Genomic DNA, 17,725 nt, shown 5'->3' with positions numbered 1-17,725 from the left:
CCTAAAAACACCGGTCGCCCCGCGTCTTTTAGGGGCGCGGGGAACTGCGCGAGCAACCACGACGTACCCGCACCCGCCGACGAACCTCAGCCCCCCGCCCTGTTCCGCCCCAGCAGCCACAACAGATACGGCCCACCGACGAGCGAGGTGAGCGCGCCGACCGGCACCTCCAGCGGGGGCAGGATCGTCCGCGCGGCGAGGTCCGCCGCCACCAGGATCACCGCACCCGTCAACGCCGAGCACACCAGCGGCAGTTGAGGCGTACGGGTGAGCCGCCGGGCCAACTGCGGCGCGGTCAGCGCGACGAACCCGATCGGTCCGGCCGCCCCGGTCGCCGTAGCGGCCAGGACTACCCCGAGCACGGTCACCGCGAGCCGCGTCCGGTCCACCCGCACCCCGAGCGAGGCGGCGGTGTCGGCGTCGAGCCCGAGCGGCCGCACGGCCCGGCTCGCCCACACCAACGCGGGCAGACACACCAGGAGTACGACGGCCAGGGGCGCTGCCTGCTCCCAGCCCCGCCCGTTGAGGGAACCGGTCAGCCACAGCTTGACCGTCTCGGCCGCCTCCAGCTCGCTGTCCGACAGATACAGCTGCACCACGGCCGACAGCGCGACCCCGATCCCGACTCCCGTCAGCACGAACCGGCTTGGCTGCATTCCGTGCCGCCAGGCCAGTACGTAGACGAGCGCGGCGGCCGCGAGTCCGCCCAGGACGGAGACGGCGGGCATGGTGCTGGGCGAGTTGACGACCCCGGCGGACAGCGCGAGCACGGTCGCCGCGGCGGCGCCGTGCCCGACCCCGATCACGTCCGGACTGGCGAGCGGATTCCGGGTGACGGTCTGCACGAGGGCTCCGGAGAGGCCCAGGGCGACCCCGACCAGCGCGCCGAGCACGATCCGGGGAACCCTCAACTCGTTGACGACAAGGTCGTATTGCCCCGAACCGGTACGCAGCGTGTGCCACACCTCGCCGGGCGAGATGTAGGTCTGCCCGCAGCAGGCGGCGGCGGTCATGGCAACGGCCAGGGCGAGTACGAGAGTTGCGGACACGAGGGCTGAACGGCGGTGCAGGACAAGGGAGATGGAGGGGTGAGGGCGCAGCACGCTGACACCGGTGGCGCTCATACGGCCGTCGCCTTCCGCCGTACCAGCACGACCAGCACCGGCACCCCCACCAACGCCGTCATCACCCCGGCCGGCACCTCGGCGGGAGAGCGCACGACCCGCCCCGCCACATCCGCCGCGACCAGCAGCGCGGCGCCGAGCAGCGCGGACAGCGGGAGCAGGGCACGGTGGCCGCCGGAGGTGAGGCGCCGGGCCAGGTGCGGGACGGCGAGCCCCACGAACGCGATGGGACCGGCGGCGGCCACCGCGGACGCCACCAGCAGGGTCGCGCCGAGCGCCGCGCACACCCGCACGACCCTCACCCGGTGCCCCAGCGCCCGCGCGGTCTCGTCGCCGAGGGCCAGCGCGTCGAGCCCGCGCGCGCAGGCGAGCACCAGCAGCGCCCCGGCCACCAGAAACGGCAGCATCTCCACGACGGTGTCGGCGTCCCGTCCGCTCAGCGAGCCGACCTGCCAGAACCGGAACTGGTCCAGGGTGGCCGAGCTGGAGGTCAGGACGACGGTCGTACCACCCGCCGTCATCGCCGACAACGCCGTACCGGCGAGGGCGAGTTTGACCGGCGAGGCCCCGCCCCGGCCGCGTGCGGCGATGCCGTAGACGAGACAGGCGGCGAGGACGGCGCCGGCGAAGGCGTACCAGACGTAGCCGGTGAAACCGCTCGCGAGGCCCGTCGCGATGGCGAGGACGACGCCGGCCGCCGCGCCCTGGCTCAGGCCGAGGATGCCGGGGTCGGCGAGCGGGTTGCGGGTGACGGCCTGCAGCGCGGCGCCCGCGACGCCGAGTGCCGCGCCCGCTGTCAGCCCGATCTCGGTGCGGGGCAGCCGCAGCGACCGTACGACCAGGGCGTCCGGTGAACTCCCGCCGTGGAAAAGCGCGTTGAGCACCTCGGACGGGGGGATCGGACGCGTGCCGACGGCGAGGCTGAGCAGCACGGCGGCGGCCACCGCGAGGGTGGCCGCCGACCAGGCGAGACGTCTGACGCTCACTGCGCTGTTCCGTTGCTCGTCGCTTCGTCTCTCTACTTGCTGATGTCCTCGGCGAGTTGGAGGACGACCAGGCGCGCGGCGGTCGGGCCGGCGTTGAGGTACCAGGGGTCGTCGTCGACCTTCACGGCGTGCCCGGCCTTGACCGCGCTCATCGACTTCCAGAGCGGCCCGGCGAGCACGCTCGCGGCATCCGTCCTGGCCGCGTCGCCCTGCACGGAGTAGAAGATCCAGTCGCCGTCGGCCTTGTCGATGCTCTCGGCGCCGATGTCCTCCGAAATCGCCTTGAACTGCTGGAACTTGGGCCGGTCGAGCCCCATGTCGACGGCGATGGAACCGGTGAAGGAGGAGACACCGAACATCCGGGTCCTGCCGGGCGTGAACCGCAGCATCGACACCGAGGTCTTCGACAGCGCCTCGCCCTTCTCGCCCGCGTCCTCGACGATCCCGTCGAGCAGCTTCTGCGCCTGCCGGCCCTTGCCGATCGCGTCGCCGACGAGGAGGAGGTCGCGCTTCCAGTTGATGCCGTTGCCTGCGGTGATGACGGTCGGCGCGATCTTCGACAGCTTCGGGTAGAGGTCGCCGAGCGAGTCGTTGGCGAGGATCAGGTCGGGCTTGGCGGCGGCGAGCGTCTCCAGGTTGGGCGCCTGGCGCGTGCCCGCGTCCGTCATCGCGGCGAGCTTCGACTTGTCGGCCGGGAAGGCGTCCGCGAGGTAGTCGGGGACGAGGCCGGCGTTGTCGGCGCGGGTGGTGGCCGTCGGGACGGTACCGAGGGAGAGCAGGTCGTCGAGCTGTCCCGTGCTGAGCACGGCGATCCTCGTGGGCTTCGACTTGATGGTCGTCTCACCCTCGAAGTGCGTGACGGTGCGGGGGAAGGCGCCGTCGGTGTCGTTGTCCGAGCCCATGCCGGTCGCGAGGGTGCTGGGCGCGGCGGAGGGGCCCTCCGAGGCGCCGATCACCTTGTTCTGCGAGCCCTCGCCGGTCTTCTCGGCATCGTTGTCGGCGGAGGACGACGAACACCCGGCCAGCAACCCCCCGACGGCGGACACGGCGACCATCGCCGTGACAGCCTTCCTCTTGAACGCACGCGCTATCACTGTCTCTCCGATCAATCCGGCAAGGTAAGGCTTACCTTAACTTGCCGTCGGAGTAGCTTGGGCATGAGGAGGACAACAGATGACCGTGCAGCTGAACCACACCATCGTCGCCGCGCACGACAAACACACGTCGGCCCGATTCCTCGCCGACCTGCTAGGACTCCAAGTGAGCCCGCAATACGGCCCGTTCATCCCGGTCGCGATCCCGAACGGGGTGACCCTCGACTACATGGACCACCCCGGTTCAGGCTTCGCCGAGATCACTCCGCAGCACTACGCGTTCCTGGTCTCGGAGGACGACTTCGACGCGATCTTCGGCCGCATCCAGGCGGCGGGCCTCACCTACTGGGCAGACCCGGCGCACCGCCGCGAGGGCGAGATCAACACGAACGACGGCGGCCGGGGCGCGTACTTCGACGACCCGAACGGCCACAGCCTGGAGATCCTGACCCGGCCGTACGGGAGCGGGGGCTGATTCAGGCGGTGGGGAAGGACTCGCCCGAGCCGTAGGACCGTACGAACACGCCGCCGTCCGCCGAAGGCCGTACCGAGTGCGCGCGTCCCAGCCCGGAGACGTGGGCACGGCCGTCCGCCGCCACCTCGACCAGTGTGTTCTCGTCGAGGGCGACGCCGTGGGGGAGCCGGTGCCGGGCGACGGCGAAGGACACCAGCCCGAGCCCGTCCCGTACGGCGATCTCGTCCAGGTCCTCCGCGGTGTCCTCCGGGCACACCGCCACGCCGTCGAGCAGCCACCCCCCGACGACAGCCGACCGCGCGGCGAGAGCGGCCCCGGCGGAGAACCCGGCGTACGGGACACCCCGTTCGGCGAGCAGCCGCGGCAACCGGTCGAGGCAGTCCGCGAAGGCGTCGTGATAGGCGGGGGTCAGCCCACCGCACACGAGCAGCCCGTCGCCTCCGAGACCGCCTCGACGTCGAAACGCCCGCCGATCGGCACGAGCGCAGGTATGGGTGTGCAGTCGCCGGCACTCCTCAACGCGCCCTCGTAGCGGGCGAACTGACGCTCCCCGTCCCCCTCGCCCTCGTCGACGATCACGCAGGCGATACGGGGCGCGGACCCGGCGGACTTACCCGCGGCGCGGAGGAAGGGTTCGTGGACGACGGGAGTGGCCCATCCGCCGCCGATGAGGAAGGTGCTGGGTGCGATGGGCTCGCTCGGCTCGGTCTGTCACACCCTTTTGCGAGAGCGGTCGACGGCGGGGCCGATGCGGATCAGGCCTGGGCGGTGGGTCGTACGACGATCTCGTTCACGTCGACCGTGGCCGGCTGCCCGATGGCGAAGGCGACGGCCCGGGCGATCGCGTCGGGCGGGATCGCCAGCCGGTCCCGCATGTCCGTGATCTGCTGCCTGACCCGACTGTTCGTCGAGGCCTCGGCGAAGTCGGTGGAGATCACACCGGGGGAGACGGTGGTGACCCGCAGGGACTCACCCGCTTCCTGGCGCAGGCCTTCGCAGATGGCCCGGACCGCGAACTTGGTGCCGGCGTAAACGGCCATGTTCGGCACGATGCGGAGCCCGGCCGTCGACGCGGTGGTGACGAAGTGGCCGGAGCCCTGCGCGCGGAAGACCGGCAGCGCGGCGGCGATCCCGTGCAGCAGCCCCTTCACGTTCACCTCGACCATCTCGTCCCACTCGTCGACCCGCAGATCGTCGAGGGGCGAGATCGGGCCGGCCCCCGCGTTGCCGAACAGCACGTCGAGCCGCCCGAACCGCTCACGGGCCAGCGCGACCAGGGCGTGCAGGTCGTCGCGCCGGGTCACGTCGGTACGGATCGGTACGGCGACACCGCCCGCCTTCTCGATCCGGGCCGCCACCTCCGCCAGCCGCTCCGCCCGACGCCCGCCCAGCACCACCCGCGCACCCCGCTCGGCCAGCAGCAGCGCGGTCGCCTCACCGATGCCGCTGCCGGCACCGGTGATCGCCACGACCTTGCCGTCGATCCCGTCGCTGCCATTGACTGCGTCGAATCCGGACATGGTGGTCCTCCTGGTTGCTGTTGCCCGCTCGTCCCCTTGGCCTCAGTCTGGAGGGCATTTAGCCTGGTATCCAGACCGTGTTTATTCTGGAATCAGGGCTGCCACACAGATGCCGAACCATGCGCGACAGGCGACGAAACAGCCGGACCGACGGCAGGAACTGGGCGCGTTCCTGCGCAGCCGCAGGGAACGCGTCACGCCGGACGAGGTGGGCCTCCCGCAGACCGGCCGCCGCCGCACACCAGGTCTCCGGCGTGAGGAACTCGCCCTGCTCGCCGGGATCAGCGCGACCTGGTACACGTACCTCGAACAGGGGCGGGAGATCCGCGCCTCCGAACAGGTACTGGAGTCCCTGGCCTCGGTACTCCGTCTGAACCGGCACGAGCACGACCACCTGCTCCGGCTGGCCGGTCACCACACCCCGCCGACCGACCCCGAGCCCTTCGAGCCCCTCACCGCCGAGGTGGCGTCGGTGCCTCTCCTCCTGCAGCCGCACCCGGCGTACATCATCGACGGCACCTACGACGTACTCACCCACAACCAGCCCGCCGCCGACCTGTTCCCGAAGCTCACCGCCCCGACGGACCGTCCCCCGAACTTCCTGCGCTGGGTGTTCCTCGAACCCCTGGCCCGGGACGTCCTGGCCGACTGGGAACCCGAGGCGAGAGGTCTGCTGGCCCGCCTCCGCGCCCTGGCCGGCCGCCATCCCACCGACCCGCGCTACACCCGCCTCATCGACGAACTCCACGAACACAGCCCGGAAGCCCGCTCCTGGTGGCCGCGGTACGAGGTACAGGCCCGCCACAGTGGCCGCAAACGCCTGCGCCCACCGGGCCGCACCACCCCGGTCACCTACACCTACACGGCCTTCCACCTGGCCGAACAGCCGGAACAGACGCTGGTGATCTATTTCGCGGACACGGCCACGGACACGGACGCGGAGTGACCGGTCGGCCGCGTGGGGAAGTGCGGGACCGATCGTGACCTCGCCCGCTCAGGGGGTGTCCCGCAGTTCCTCGTCGATCTGCTCGATGAGGGGGTGATCCGCGGGATGAATCCCTCCGTAGATCTCGCGGGCCGTCCTCAGGTCGTCCTGCCAGCGCTCGGGCTGCCCGCCGGATCCCTTGAGGATCAGTGCCCTGCGGTACCGGGCCTCGGCCACATAGGGATGCTGGGCCCCGTACTTGCCGGTGTAGATCCCGATCGCGTTCGTGACCTCCGTCATCGCCGCCTCGCTGTTGCCCAGTTCGTGCAGCAGATGCGAGTAGCGGACCAGGGCGCAGGCCCGGTCGGGGTGGTCCCGGTCGCCGTTCATATGGGGTGCGGACAGCACCTCGTCGAAGATGTGCTTCGCCTCCGCGAGCAGCCGCTCGGCCTCGCGTTCCCCCGGGAACGACCGCTCACGAGCGCTGGGGGAGCGCCGGTCGCGGCTGCCCCGGAACCTCGCCGCCCGCTGCCGGAGCGTCTCGCCCAGATGAACGGACGAGGAGAGGACGACCGGGTGCCCGGCCGCATATCCGGCGCGTTCCAGGATGTCCAGGGCGGTCCGCAGGTGCCGTTCGGCTCCCTGCAGGTCGTGGGAGTCCAGCAGGGCCAGCCCCAGCGACTGGTGGACGAACGCCGTCGGGTTGCGGCGCGCGGGCTCGCTTCCTCCCGGGGTCTGCTCCAGGAGCCGCAGCGCTTCGCGGTACAGGTCCACCGAGGCGGGGAGCTGCCCTTGCCGCCAGCGGACCAGACCCAGTTCGACCAGACCGTCGGCGATCTTCAGCGGGTTGGGCTCGTCCAGCCGTCGCAGCCGTAGCAGCGTCTCGGCCGCTGCCTCGGACGCCCCGTCGAAGTCGCCGAGTTCCCGCAGTACGCGCCCGAGTTGCATCCGGCTCTCCTGCGTGCGCGGCTCGCGCTCGCCGTCGATGCGGAGGCGGATCGCGAGTGCCTCCTCGGCGAACGTACGGGCTTCGAGCAGTTCGGCACTCAGCAACTTGAGCCGGCTGAGCGACACCAGGGTGTTGGCGACCGGTGAGGTGTTACGGCCCCCCAGTCGTACGCGCTGTGCCAGGGCGTCCGTCAGCAGCCGCTCCGCCTCCGCGCGGTCGCTCTGCACCCGGAAGTACTCGCCCATGCTCTGCAGCAGATCCGAGGTGTTCGCGTCGACGACACCGAGCTCCCGGCAGTGGTCCAGCACGGCCCTGGCGTGCGGGAGCAGTTCGACACACTGCGGCCAGGTCCCCTCCCGGTCCGGGTCCTGCGGGAACCACCCGTTGACCAGGTACGCCGCGGCCTTCGCGTTCTCGGTCTGCTCCGCGACGGACATCTCCTTGCGGATCACCGCCTGCACCTGCGCGTGCATCACGAGCTTCGCCTCGCCGGTCAGCAGCGAGGAGTTCCTGGCGGTCTCCCTGATGCGGCGGCCCCGCGCCGGGTCCTTCACCTCGGCGCGCAGCCGCACCGGCAGCAGATCGGTGCGATCCCCGTCGGCCTCGAAGAAGTAACCGGGTATGCCCTGCGGTGCCAGGAAGGCGCACAGACGCAGCAGCAGACCCACGACCTCGTCCTTCTCCTCCGCCTGCTTGAAGGAGAGGATCCAGGCGGGGGCACCGCTGCGGCTCGTCTCCGGGTGGATGGACGGAGCCAGTTGCGAGCGGATCTCCAGTGCCCGCAGATACCCCTCGATGTCGGGATCGTCGCGCAGCGACGCGGCCGCGGACTCCAGCGCGAGAGGCAGCCGGCCCAGCTGGTCGACGATCCTCGCCAGCCCGTCCTCGTCGTCGATGCCGCTCGCGTCGCTGAGGAAGGCCACGGCCTCTTCGGTGGTGAACGCCTCCAGGGCGATGCGATGGCGTGGCGCGCTCCGCTGCCACACGGGGTTGACCGAGGTGATCAGGACCTGGCCGCCGTCCCCGGCGTCCGGCAGCAACTGGCGGATGGCGGAGTCGTCCTCGGCCCCGTCGTAGATCAGCAGCGCCCTGGTCCTGGGCAGTTCGTTGGACAGGAGCTCCTGCAAGGTCTGTTCGGGGTCCCGGTCGTCGTGCTGCGCGGTGCTGCCCGCGGGCTGGTCGCGGGCCGTGTGGAGCCGGTGCGCGAGATCGAGAAGGCTCGCGCGGGCGGTCGGGGCGTGCGCGGCCTCCACCCGCCAGATGACGTCGAAGAGGTCCTCGTACCTGCGGGCGTACTCCAGCGCCAGGCGGGTCTTGCCGATGCCGCTGAGCCCGTGGATCGCGCATGTACGTACGTCGCGCGAGACATTGACCGTGCCGAGGACCTCGCGCAACAGGGCCAGTTCCCTGCGGCGGGCCGTGAAGTGGGAGGCCCCGCGCCGGTCGAAGTTGCTGATCAGCGGGCCCCTCGCCGGATAGCGCGGTTCGACCTCGCCGACGATGTGGGGGGCGGTGTACGCCGGGAGCGGCACCGCGCCCGCCTGGTGCAGGCGGGCGTCGACGGTGGCGGCCGCGTCGTCGGCGTCGCGCCCGGCCAGCGTCAGCACCTCGCAGCCGGCCCATCGCGTCAACGGCGGGTCGTGGTGCGCCGTCACCAGAACGAGGGCGGATCTGCCGCGGCTGCGGGTGATGCGACTGAGCCCCGGATGGTGATTCAGGTCGTCCAACATCCGGGAAACAATGATCAGTTCATGATCGGGGGCCACCTCGGGAGGCGGCGGCACCGGGTGCTCCGCGGTCGCCCACGGCCGGGTGGAGGTCAGATACCCGCTGCGCCGTAATCGCCAGGCGAGCCAGTGCGCCCACGGTTCGTCACCGTGGGGATGACTGATCAGCACCTGCGGCGGTAGCCCCTCGGCCTGTTTCTGGAAGGCGCGCCCGGTGTAGGCACCGAGGCCGGTCCCCAGGGCCAGCAGGCAGATCACCAGGAACTGCCATCCGCCTTCGACGAACCTGACCCCGGCGAGCGCGCCCGCGGCGATGGCGGCGCCCGCGACCGCGAGCACCTGATTCAGACGTCGTGCGCCCCGACTGTTACGGCGCATGGGATCCCCCTGCCCAACACCGTTCCCCGTTTGGAAGAACAAGTATGAGGCGAGAAGGGGCTCTTGACGCCTCCGTTGCGCAAACCTCCTGCGAACGCCCGGCACGGCGCCGCATGATGGCTGTCGCGTCGGCGAGCCGTTATCGTGATTCACCATCAAGTGGCTGTCTCAGGTGTTTTTCCGGACGTTCTCCCTCGCCGTTTCGGGAGGATGCGACGCATGCTCGACGGGCCGAGCCGGCACCGGCGCAGCTGGCCTCGCAGCGTTGTGGAAAGGTGCCACCAGTGATCGACTCCGCCTCCCTCCCGCCGGGCCGTCAGCCGTTCCTGGACGACTCGGTGGTCTGCCTGGCCGCGCCGTCGTTCGCGCTGTCGCCCCGGGACGGCCAGCTGCGGGGCAACGGCGTCGACGGCTTCTACGACCAGGACCGAAGGCTCCTCCACACACTGCGGCTGCTCGTCGACGACCAGGAACCGGAACACGTCGCCCATCGCCCCGAGGGCTCCCGGGAGGCGTTCTTCCAGGCGATGTGCAGGTCGTCCGAGGACCCGACCTCCGCCCCCTGGCTGCTGGTCGCGCGGGACCGCACGGTCACGCGTCCGGATGTCGCGGAGTCGGGTGACGTCGTCCTGCTGCAGAACGTCGGACCCGAGGCGGCGCGGTTCACCGTCTCGGTGCTGGCCGCCACCGACCTCGCCGACGTGGCCACGATCAAGGCGGGGCACCCGGCCGCCGACATCCCCTGCGAACACGGCGAAGGCATCGTTCCCGCGGTGCGCTGGCACAGTCCGCACGACAACAGCGAGGTCGTGCTGCGGGCCGAGCCCGTTCCGCCGCACGACGGCGGGCCCGAACCGAAGATCACGCTGGACGACCACCGGCCGGGGCGGGCGGAGTTCCGCTGGGAGCTGCGGCTGCAGCCGGGTGAGGAGTGGTCCGTACGACTGCTCGTGCAGGGCAAGACCACGACGGTGGCGGGCTACCCGGTACCGCCGCGGCAGCCCGCTCCGTGGGGGCGGGTCGAGGTGACCGGGCACGAGCACATGGCCGCTCTGCTCACGCGGGGGCTGGCCGACCTGGAGGCGCTGCGGCTGGCCGAGCCGACCGGTTCCGCCGACGAGCCCGAGAACCAGTTCGTGGCCGCCGGATGCCCGTGGTTCCTCGGACTGTTCGGCCGTGACAGCATCTGGGCGGCCCGCATGATGCTGCCGTTCGGAACCGGGCTCGCCCGCGGCACACTCCGGGCGCTGGCCGGCCGTCAGGGAAGGCGCCACGACGCGTTCACGGACGAGGCCCCCGGACGGATCCTGCACGAGCTGCGGCCGACCGAGACCCGGCACGGCGACGGCATGGTGCTCCCGGCGCGCTACTACGCGTCCGTGGACGCGACTCCCCTCTTCGTCGTCCTCCTGCACGAGGCCTGGAAGTGGGGTCTCGCCGAGGACGAGGTGAGGCGCCTCATGCCGCACGCCCGCGCGGCGATGGAGTGGGTCGCGGACACCCTGGGCCCCGACGACCTGATCGGCTACGGCAGGGGCAGGGCCGACGGTCTTCTGCACCAGGGCTGGAAGGACTCGCCCGACGCGATCCGTGACGCCGAGGGACGCCGCGTCGATCCACCCATCGCCCTGTGCGAGGTGCAGGGGTACGCGTACCGGGCCGCCGTCGGTTTCGGCGAACTCCTCACCGCGATCGAGGGCGAGAAGGAGCAGGCCGAGCTGTGGGGGGAGCGGGCGACCCGCCTGCGCGCCGCCTTCCAGCGGTCCTTCTGGGTCGAGGAGCCGGACGGCCGACGCTATCCGGCCATCGCCGTCGACGGGACCGGACGTCCCGTCACCGGCAGGGCCTCCAACATGGGGCACCTGCTGAACTCCGGCCTCCTCCAAGGGGAGGACGAACACCGGGCGGTGGCCGAGGCGCTCATGTCGGACGGACTGCGGACACCCTGGGGGATCCGCACCCGTTCCGCGGACCTGGCCGGATTCAATCCGTTCAGCTATCACGGCGGATCGGTCTGGGCGCACGACTCCGCGATCGCCGTGCACGGGCTCGCCGCCACGGGATTCGTCGACGAGGCCGCCACCCTGCTCGGCGGGATGCTCGACGCGGCCCGGCATTTCGACTACCGGTTGCCCGAGCTCTACGCGGTCTACCCGAACTCCCGCTTCGGTCGGCCGGCCCCGTATCCGCCCTCCTGCCGGCCGCAGGCCTGGGCGGCCGCCTCGGCGGCGCTGCTCTGCTCCGCGATGCTCCGGGTGGACGCCGACGTCCCCGACCGCCGGCTGACGCTACGGCCGATCGCGCCCTCACGCATGGGTCTCGAATCACCCTACGCTGTGCGGGGGTTGAGGCTCGGCGAGCGATCCGTCGACGTGACCGTCGACCTCCATGGCGGCGCGGAGGTACGGGGCATCGACACCGAGGAGTGGCGCATCGACGCCGGAGGTTCCTGCGCGACCTGAGGCAGAGCGGTCCCCGAGGAGAGGGAGACACGTGGTACGTGGCGGGCGGGCGGACATCCGGCGTTCCATAGCCCTCGTGCACTGGGCCTTTCCGCCCACGGTCGGCGGCGTCGAATCCCATCTGGCCGACTACGCCGCCTCGTTGGCGCGGCGGGGACACCGGGTGACCCTGCTGACCGGCGAGCCGCGGCCGCAGGCGGTCGACCAGGTCGAGATCCTCAGCCATCGCCTGTTACGGCTGACCGAGTACCGCGCCGGCACTCCGGGCGGGACCCGCGGCGGGCGGAGCTGGGTGACGCCCGCCGAGGAGCGCCAGGCCGCCGAGCTGCACGCGTGGTTCGCGCGGGTGGTGGACACCCGGGGGATCGAGCTCGTGCACGGCCACAACCTGCACCACTTCTCCCCGGTACCGGCCCTGGCGCTCAGCCGGCTCAGGGAACGCACGGGTACGCCGCTGCTGCACACGTACCACAGCATCTGGCCCGAGGACCCGTGGACCGCTCAGTTCTGCGGTTCCTGGGACGGCCATTTCGTGGTCTCGGAATACCTCGCGTTCGCCTGCCGGACGCACCTCGGCATCCGCGCCCGCCGCGTCTATCTGGGCATCGCTACCGGCCGGTTCCGCGATCTGCCGCCGGCCCGGGACGACGGTCCCCGTACCGTCCTCCTGCCGGCCCGCCTCATCCCGGACAAGGGTGCGGAGCTGGCCATCCGCATGATCGGTGCGCTCAGACAGAGCGGGCTGTCCGTCCGCCTCGTCCTGACCAGCCCGCACGAGGTCGTGGACTGGCACGAGGAACAACAGGGCTTCCTCGTACGGCTCAACCGGCTGATCGACGACCTCAGACTGCGGTCCCACGTCGACCTGGTGCCCGCGCCCAAGGAGAAGATGCCCGGCCTCTACGCCCGGTCCCACGTCGTGGTCTACCCCTCGGACTACCCGGAGCCGCTGGGGCTCGCTCCCCTGGAGGCGATGTCCGCCGGCCGCCCCGTCGTCGTCACGGCCACCGGGGGCCTGCCGGAAACCGTCGTCCACGGCAGGACCGGATACGTGGTGACACCCGGGGATCTCGGCCAACTGAGCGACCGGGTACGGACGTTGCTCCTGGACCCGGGGCTCTCCCACCGGCTGGGCCAGGAAGGGCGCAGACATGTCGAGCGCCAGTTCAACCTCCAGACCTACGTCGACAAGATGGCCGCGCAGTACTCGGCCCTCATGAAGGACAGCGTCGAAGGCCTGTCGCAGAGCGGCTGACGACGGGACGCGACGCGCCAACCCCGTTGCGCGAAGCGGTATTTCGTGGCTCCTCCGCATGGTCGTTACGGTCGGATCCATGGAGCCGAACCCGTGGAATTTCCCGACGGCCGAACAACTCACCGCCGCCCTGCGCGCCGGTGACGTGTCCTCGGCGGAACTGACCGACGAGGCCATCACCCGTATCGAGCGGCACGACAAGGAGATCAACGCGATCTGCGTGCCGGACTTCGACCGCGCCCGGGCCGCCGCACGCGCCGCCGACGAGGCCCGCGCCCGCGGCGAGGACCGGCCGCTGCTCGGCATCCCGGTGACGGTCAAGGAGTCGTACGACATCGCCGGGCTGCCCACGACGTGGGGCATGCCCGCGCACCGGACGTACGTACCCGCCGAGGACGCGGTGCAGGTGTCACGGCTCAGGGCCGCGGGCGCGGTGGTCCTCGGCAAGACCAACGTGCCCTTCGGGCTGCAGGACATCCAGAGCTTCAACGAGCTCTACGGCACCACCAACAACCCCTGGGACCACGGCCGTACGTCGGGCGGGTCCTCCGGCGGATCGGCGGCGGCCCTGGCGTCCGGGTTCGGCGCGCTGTCCATCGGGTCCGACCTCGCCGGTTCGCTGCGCACCCCCGCGCATTTCTGCGGTGTCTACGCGCACAAGCCGACGCTCGGGCTGGCGGCCATGCGCGGCATGGTCCCGCCGACCACGCCGGCGCTCCCCGTCGAGTCCGACCTCGCCGTCGTCGGCCCGATGGCGCGCACCGCCCGCGACCTCGCCCTCCTGCTCGACGTCATGGCCGGACCCGACCCGCTGACCCTCGGCGTGGCGTACGACGTGACGCTGCCGCCCGCGCGCCACGAGCGGCTCCGCGACTTCCGGGTCCTGGTCCTCGACGAGCATCCGCTCATCCCGACGGGGTCCGCGGTGCGGGCGGGCGTGCACCGGGTGGCCGACGCGCTCGCCGACGCCGGTGCCCGCGTCGAACGCCACACGCCACTGCTGCCCGATCTCACCGAAGCGGCGCTGCTCTACACGCAGTTGCTGTTCTCGGGCTCCGTCGCACGGTTTCCCGTCGAGGAGTACGAGCACCTTCGCACCCGCGCCGCGGGACTGAGCGCGGACGACCGCAGCCTCGACGCGGCGCGGCTGCGCGGCATGGTGCTCAGTCACCGGGACTGGATGGAGGTGAACAACCGCCGGGAGCTGCACCGGCACGGCTGGCGGCGGCTCTTCGGATCGTTCGACGCCGTGGTGTGCCCCATCACACCCACGCCCGCGTTCCCGCACGACCACAACCCCGATCCGCTGGCACGCCGGCTCGACATCGACGGCGTGGCGCACCCGTACTTCGACCAGCTCGTCTGGGCCGGCCTGGCCACCATGCCCGGGCTGCCCGCCACGGCCGTACCGGCGGGGCGGTCGCCCGAGGGGCTGCCGGTGGGGGTGCAGATCGTCGGCCCGATGTTCGAGGACCGGACCCCGCTGCGGCTGGCGGAACTGCTGGAGGAGCGGATCGGCGGGTTCAGGGCGCCGGGGCAGGGCGCACAGGGGGATCCGGCGGGCCAGGAGGACCAGGTCGCCGCGGAATCGCGCGGACCCCTCGTGCGTTGAGCACACTGGGTAGAGGATGCCGGTGAGGTACGAGCCGAGTGACCGAACCGCCCGAGTGATCGAGCTGACGGAAATTGGAGGGTCGCGATGGCTGCGCAGACGCAGAGGGCCGTGCTGGCGGGCGGATGCTTCTGGGGGATGGAGGAGCTGGTCCGCCGACTGCCGGGCGTGACGGCGACCCGGGTCGGCTACACCGGGGGTGATGTGCCGAACGCGACGTACCGCAACCACGGCACGCACGCGGAGGCCATCGAGATCCTCTTCGACCCGGAGCAGACCGACTACCGCGCGCTCCTGGAGTTCTTCTTCCAGATCCACGACCCCAGCACCAAGAACCGCCAGGGCAACGACATCGGCCTCAGCTACCGCTCGGCGATCTACTACGTCGACGACGAGCAGAAGCGCGTCGCCGAGGACACGATCGCGGACGTGGACGCGTCGGGCCTGTGGCCGGGCAAGGTCGTCACCGAGGTGGAGCCCGTCGGTCCCTTCTGGGAGGCCGAGCCCGAGCACCAGGACTATCTGCAGCGGTACCCGGACGGCTACACCTGCCACTTCCCGCGGCCGGGATGGCGACTGCCGGCCCGCACGGAGAGCTGACACCGGGCAGCATCCCCAGGCATGCGCCCCCTTCCTCGGGCGGAAGGGGGCGCACGGTGCTGTCTAGCGGGCGGTCGTGCCGTTCTTGGCGAACGTCCACACCGCACGGCTGCCGGGGCCGACGGTGAGGGTGGAGTTGCCGATCCGCTCCACGTGCCGGTCCTTCACGGGCCGGTTGAGTGACATGTCAACCTGCTCGTATCCCGCTTGCTCGCGGGGTACGACGTCGAAGCGGATCGTGGTGCCGCCGCCCTCCGCGACGACCCCGCCGCCCGCCACCGTCCGGACGGTGAACCCGCCGGCCCGCAGCAGCGGCACGGTGTCGGCGAGGTCGCCCGCGGTGACCGCGATCCGGACGGCGGTCACGTCCCGCATGAGGTGGGTGCGGTAGTCGTCGGAGAGGTAGCGCTCCCGGCCGACGTCACCGGGGAAACTCGGCGGCTCGGTGTTGCTGCGCGGGTCGGCGAAGTACTCCGGCCGGTACTCCATCCCCCAGGCGTCGAAGGCGTCGTACTCAGTGGTCGTGAGGACGGCGTCGAACCACGGCACGGGCACACCGTCACCGAAGTCCTTGGTCTGGAGGAAGTCAATGGGCTCGGCGACCCCCTCGTCCTTCAGCCGTTCCTTGACTGTCGCCAGGTCTCCCGCGTGTTCGACCGAGAGGCCGAGTCCGGCGGAGCCGAGGGTGCCGTCCTGGCCGGGGACGTCACCGATCCCGAGCAGTTCCAGGTAGGTCTGGCGGCCCATCAGATAGCGGCCGGTCCAGGTCTGGCCGCCGCTGCCGGTCGTGGTGCGGACCTGGAAGTTGGCGAACTCCCGCAGGTAGTCGGAGTGCTCGATGGCGTCGGCGGTCTCCCGGTCGAAGACGCCGAAGGAGTGGTTGTAGAACAGCAGCTGCCGATCGTACGAGCCGCCCGAGCCCCGGGTCCCCTCGGCCTGTGCCGTCCCCACCCCGCCCCCGATCGCTCCGGCGAGAGCCACAGCGAGCACGATGATCATCCGTAGTGTGCGACGAATCAGCATGTGCGGGATCGTAGGGCGGCGAGAGGGCGGCCGCCGTTCCTTCTGAACGAGGTCGAAATGCTTGACACGGCGAGCGCGAAGAACGCCGACTACAACAGGCTCTCGTCCCGGACCACCCAGCCGGTGCCCAGCTCACGGCGCAGCGCCTCCAGCGCGGCCTGCGCCTGCCGCTTGAACAGCTGCAGTTCCTCGTCGGACCACGGAGACGGGTCCGGCGGACAATCCCAGTCGATCGACGACTGGTAGCGCTCGCTCAGCCTCGCCAGCTCGGCTTGGAGGGCCGGGGTGATCGGCAGGCGCGCCAGCTCGCAGGGGTAGCCGTAGGGGCTGTCCATGTCGTCCGGCCACAACGGCACGTCCACGCCGGCTTCGAAGAAGAAGCGCAAGTGATGAACCACGCAGCACTCTCTCACGACCCCACTGAGTCCTCGGCGTACGTCTGGCAGGCGGTGCTCATGGTGGTCAGGCCTTGTGCGGGACGGGAGCCGCGCCGACCCAACGGCGATAGGCGTCACCATCGACGTTGCCGCCGCACACGATGGTGACCACATGGCGGCCGGCGAAACGGTCACGGTCTTCCAGGATCGCCGCGATACCGAGCGCGGCCGACGGCTCGACGACGAGGCCGGCGTGGTCGAGGAGCATGCGCATACCGGCGATGATCGACGCCTCCTGGACCAGGACGGCGTCGTCGGCGACCAGGAGGAGATCGTCCAGGACGGCCGGGATGGGGCGCCGGCCGGCGACGCCGTCGGCGATGGTGTCGGTCGCGTCGGTGGTGACGACGCGCCGCGCACGCCACGAGCGTGTCATCGCCGGCGCGCCCAACGGCTGGACACAGATCACCTCGACACCGGGCGCCAAGGCCTTCAGCACATGCCCCACGCCGGTGGCCAGCGCCCCACCGCCGAGAGCGATCAGGACGGCGTCGAACGGGGGCGCGGTGTCGAACGGCGGTGCGGTGTTGAATGGCGGCGCGGTGTCGAACGGCGGCGCGGTATTGAACGGCGGTGCGTTGTCGGCCAGTTCGGCCAGTTCGGCCAGTTCGGCCAGTTCCGCCTGTCGTTCTGTTTGTTCTCTCAGTCCCAGAAGTTCCAGGCCGATGGTCGCCGCGCCCTCGCAGGTCTCGATGTCCAGGCTGTCCTCGACCAGCCGGATGCCGTCGTACCGCGCGATCTCCGCCGCCCGCTCGCGCGCCAACTCGTGGTCGCCGTCCACCAGTTCCAGCCCGGCGCCCAACGCGCGGATGCGATCCAGCTTGGCCGCCGTCGCGAAACGGGACGCTACGACGGTCACGTCGAGCCCCCGGCCACGACCGGACCACGCGAGGGCCTGGCCGAGGTTGCCCGCACTGGCGCACACCACGGCCCGCGGACCACGCTCGGCGAGCAGACTCGCGACCACCTCGGTGCCGCGCCCCTTGAAACTGCGGACCGGGTTCGCCGTTTCGAGCTTGATACTCACCGCACACCCGAGACCGGGCTCCAACGCCTCACAGCGATACAGCGGAGTGCCGAGAAACACCGGGTCGATCACCCGACGAGCGGCCCGGATCCGATCGATGTCGAGACGCGTCTGCTGCACGACAGGGGAGC

16 protein-coding genes are annotated in these 17,725 nt (G+C 71.1%); 6 read left to right on the top strand and 10 right to left on the bottom strand.

The annotated features are described in order from the left end of the window. Nucleotides 1-86 precede the first annotated feature (86 nt). Genes ACGFY9_RS37255 through ACGFY9_RS37245 form a run of 3 tightly spaced genes read right to left on the bottom strand, consistent with a single transcriptional unit; the run spans nucleotide 87 to nucleotide 3,165 of the window. Complete coding sequence (locus tag ACGFY9_RS37255) at nucleotides 87-1,124, bottom strand: FecCD family ABC transporter permease (RefSeq protein WP_393761732.1); 1,038 nt, start codon at nucleotides 1,122-1,124, stop codon at nucleotides 87-89. After that, the gene (locus ACGFY9_RS37250) at nucleotides 1,121-2,110 is read right to left on the bottom strand and encodes a FecCD family ABC transporter permease (RefSeq protein WP_393761730.1); all 990 of its coding nucleotides are present in this window, start codon (nucleotides 2,108-2,110) and stop codon (nucleotides 1,121-1,123) included. The genes ACGFY9_RS37255 and ACGFY9_RS37250 overlap by 4 nt, the downstream gene beginning before the upstream one ends. 32 nt (nucleotides 2,111-2,142) lie before the next feature. Next, on the bottom strand, nucleotides 2,143-3,165 hold the full coding sequence (locus ACGFY9_RS37245) for an ABC transporter substrate-binding protein (protein WP_393761916.1): 1,023 nt from the start codon (nucleotides 3,163-3,165) through the stop codon (nucleotides 2,143-2,145). Nucleotides 3,166-3,283: 118 nt separating this feature from the next. On the opposite strand from ACGFY9_RS37245, the gene ACGFY9_RS37240 reads away from it, so the two are divergent. Further along, complete coding sequence (locus ACGFY9_RS37240; RefSeq protein ID WP_393761728.1) at nucleotides 3,284-3,679, top strand: VOC family protein; 396 nt, start codon at nucleotides 3,284-3,286, stop codon at nucleotides 3,677-3,679. 1 nt (nucleotide 3,680) lies between these two features. Here ACGFY9_RS37240 and ACGFY9_RS37235 read toward each other — a convergent pair whose 3' ends face one another. The 3 genes from ACGFY9_RS37235 to ACGFY9_RS37225 form a co-directional block, all read right to left on the bottom strand. Continuing rightward, on the bottom strand, nucleotides 3,681-4,103 hold the full coding sequence (locus ACGFY9_RS37235) for a hypothetical protein (RefSeq protein WP_393761726.1): 423 nt from the start codon (nucleotides 4,101-4,103) through the stop codon (nucleotides 3,681-3,683). Next, entirely contained in the window at nucleotides 4,088-4,258 is a 171-nt protein-coding gene (locus ACGFY9_RS37230; protein WP_393761724.1) for a hypothetical protein, read from the bottom strand. Before ACGFY9_RS37230 ends, ACGFY9_RS37235 begins: the two co-directional genes overlap by 16 nt. A 176-nt stretch (nucleotides 4,259-4,434) precedes the next feature. Continuing rightward, nucleotides 4,435-5,199, bottom strand: a complete 765-nt coding sequence (locus ACGFY9_RS37225; RefSeq protein ID WP_393761722.1) for an SDR family oxidoreductase — start codon at nucleotides 5,197-5,199, stop codon at nucleotides 4,435-4,437. A gap of 109 nt (nucleotides 5,200-5,308) precedes the next feature. Between ACGFY9_RS37225 and ACGFY9_RS37220 the strand changes: the two genes are divergently transcribed. After that, a complete protein-coding gene (locus ACGFY9_RS37220; RefSeq protein ID WP_393761720.1) occupies nucleotides 5,309-6,145 on the top strand; it encodes a helix-turn-helix transcriptional regulator in 837 nt (278 codons plus the stop codon). A gap of 48 nt (nucleotides 6,146-6,193) precedes the next feature. Here the strand turns inward: ACGFY9_RS37220 and ACGFY9_RS37215 are convergent, their stop codons facing one another. Beyond that, nucleotides 6,194-9,178 (bottom strand): tetratricopeptide repeat protein, encoded by a 2,985-nt coding sequence (locus ACGFY9_RS37215; RefSeq protein WP_393761718.1) that lies wholly within the window; start codon nucleotides 9,176-9,178, stop codon nucleotides 6,194-6,196. 284 nt (nucleotides 9,179-9,462) lie between these two features. Here ACGFY9_RS37215 and ACGFY9_RS37210 point away from each other — a divergent pair, with 284 nt between their 5' ends. The 4 genes from ACGFY9_RS37210 (at nucleotide 9,463) to msrA (ending at nucleotide 15,107) form a co-directional block, all read left to right on the top strand. Further along, entirely contained in the window at nucleotides 9,463-11,640 is a 2,178-nt protein-coding gene (locus tag ACGFY9_RS37210; RefSeq protein ID WP_393761716.1) for a glycogen debranching N-terminal domain-containing protein, read from the top strand. Between the two features lie 31 nt (nucleotides 11,641-11,671). Then, the gene (locus tag ACGFY9_RS37205; RefSeq protein WP_393761714.1) at nucleotides 11,672-12,895 is read left to right on the top strand and encodes a glycosyltransferase family 4 protein; all 1,224 of its coding nucleotides are present in this window, start codon (nucleotides 11,672-11,674) and stop codon (nucleotides 12,893-12,895) included. A 79-nt stretch (nucleotides 12,896-12,974) separates the two neighbouring features. Beyond that, nucleotides 12,975-14,507: an amidase gene (locus tag ACGFY9_RS37200; protein ID WP_393761712.1), complete on the top strand. Its 1,533-nt coding sequence runs from the start codon at nucleotides 12,975-12,977 to the stop codon at nucleotides 14,505-14,507. An 87-nt stretch (nucleotides 14,508-14,594) separates the two neighbouring features. Beyond that, nucleotides 14,595-15,107: a peptide-methionine (S)-S-oxide reductase MsrA gene (gene msrA / locus ACGFY9_RS37195; RefSeq protein ID WP_393761710.1), complete on the top strand. Its 513-nt coding sequence runs from the start codon at nucleotides 14,595-14,597 to the stop codon at nucleotides 15,105-15,107. Between the two features lie 63 nt (nucleotides 15,108-15,170). Here the strand turns inward: msrA and ACGFY9_RS37190 are convergent, their stop codons facing one another. The 3 genes from ACGFY9_RS37190 to ACGFY9_RS37180 all read right to left on the bottom strand — a co-directional run bounded on the left by ACGFY9_RS37190 (nucleotide 15,171) and on the right by ACGFY9_RS37180 (nucleotide 17,714). After that, nucleotides 15,171-16,106: a DUF5829 family protein gene (locus ACGFY9_RS37190; protein ID WP_393761914.1), complete on the bottom strand. Its 936-nt coding sequence runs from the start codon at nucleotides 16,104-16,106 to the stop codon at nucleotides 15,171-15,173. 113 nt (nucleotides 16,107-16,219) lie between these two features. After that, nucleotides 16,220-16,528, bottom strand: coding sequence for a hypothetical protein (locus ACGFY9_RS37185; RefSeq protein ID WP_393761708.1), 309 nt, complete (start codon nucleotides 16,526-16,528; stop codon nucleotides 16,220-16,222). A gap of 64 nt (nucleotides 16,529-16,592) precedes the next feature. Then, a complete protein-coding gene (locus ACGFY9_RS37180; protein WP_393761706.1) occupies nucleotides 16,593-17,714 on the bottom strand; it encodes a threonine/serine dehydratase in 1,122 nt (373 codons plus the stop codon). Nucleotides 17,715-17,725: the final 11 nt, after the last annotated feature.

The sequence above is a fragment of the Streptomyces sp. NPDC048504 genome, from assembly GCF_043200035.1.
GTDB lineage: Bacteria > Actinomycetota > Actinomycetes > Streptomycetales > Streptomycetaceae > Streptomyces.
This window is presented reverse-complemented; position numbering and strand designations above follow the sequence as displayed.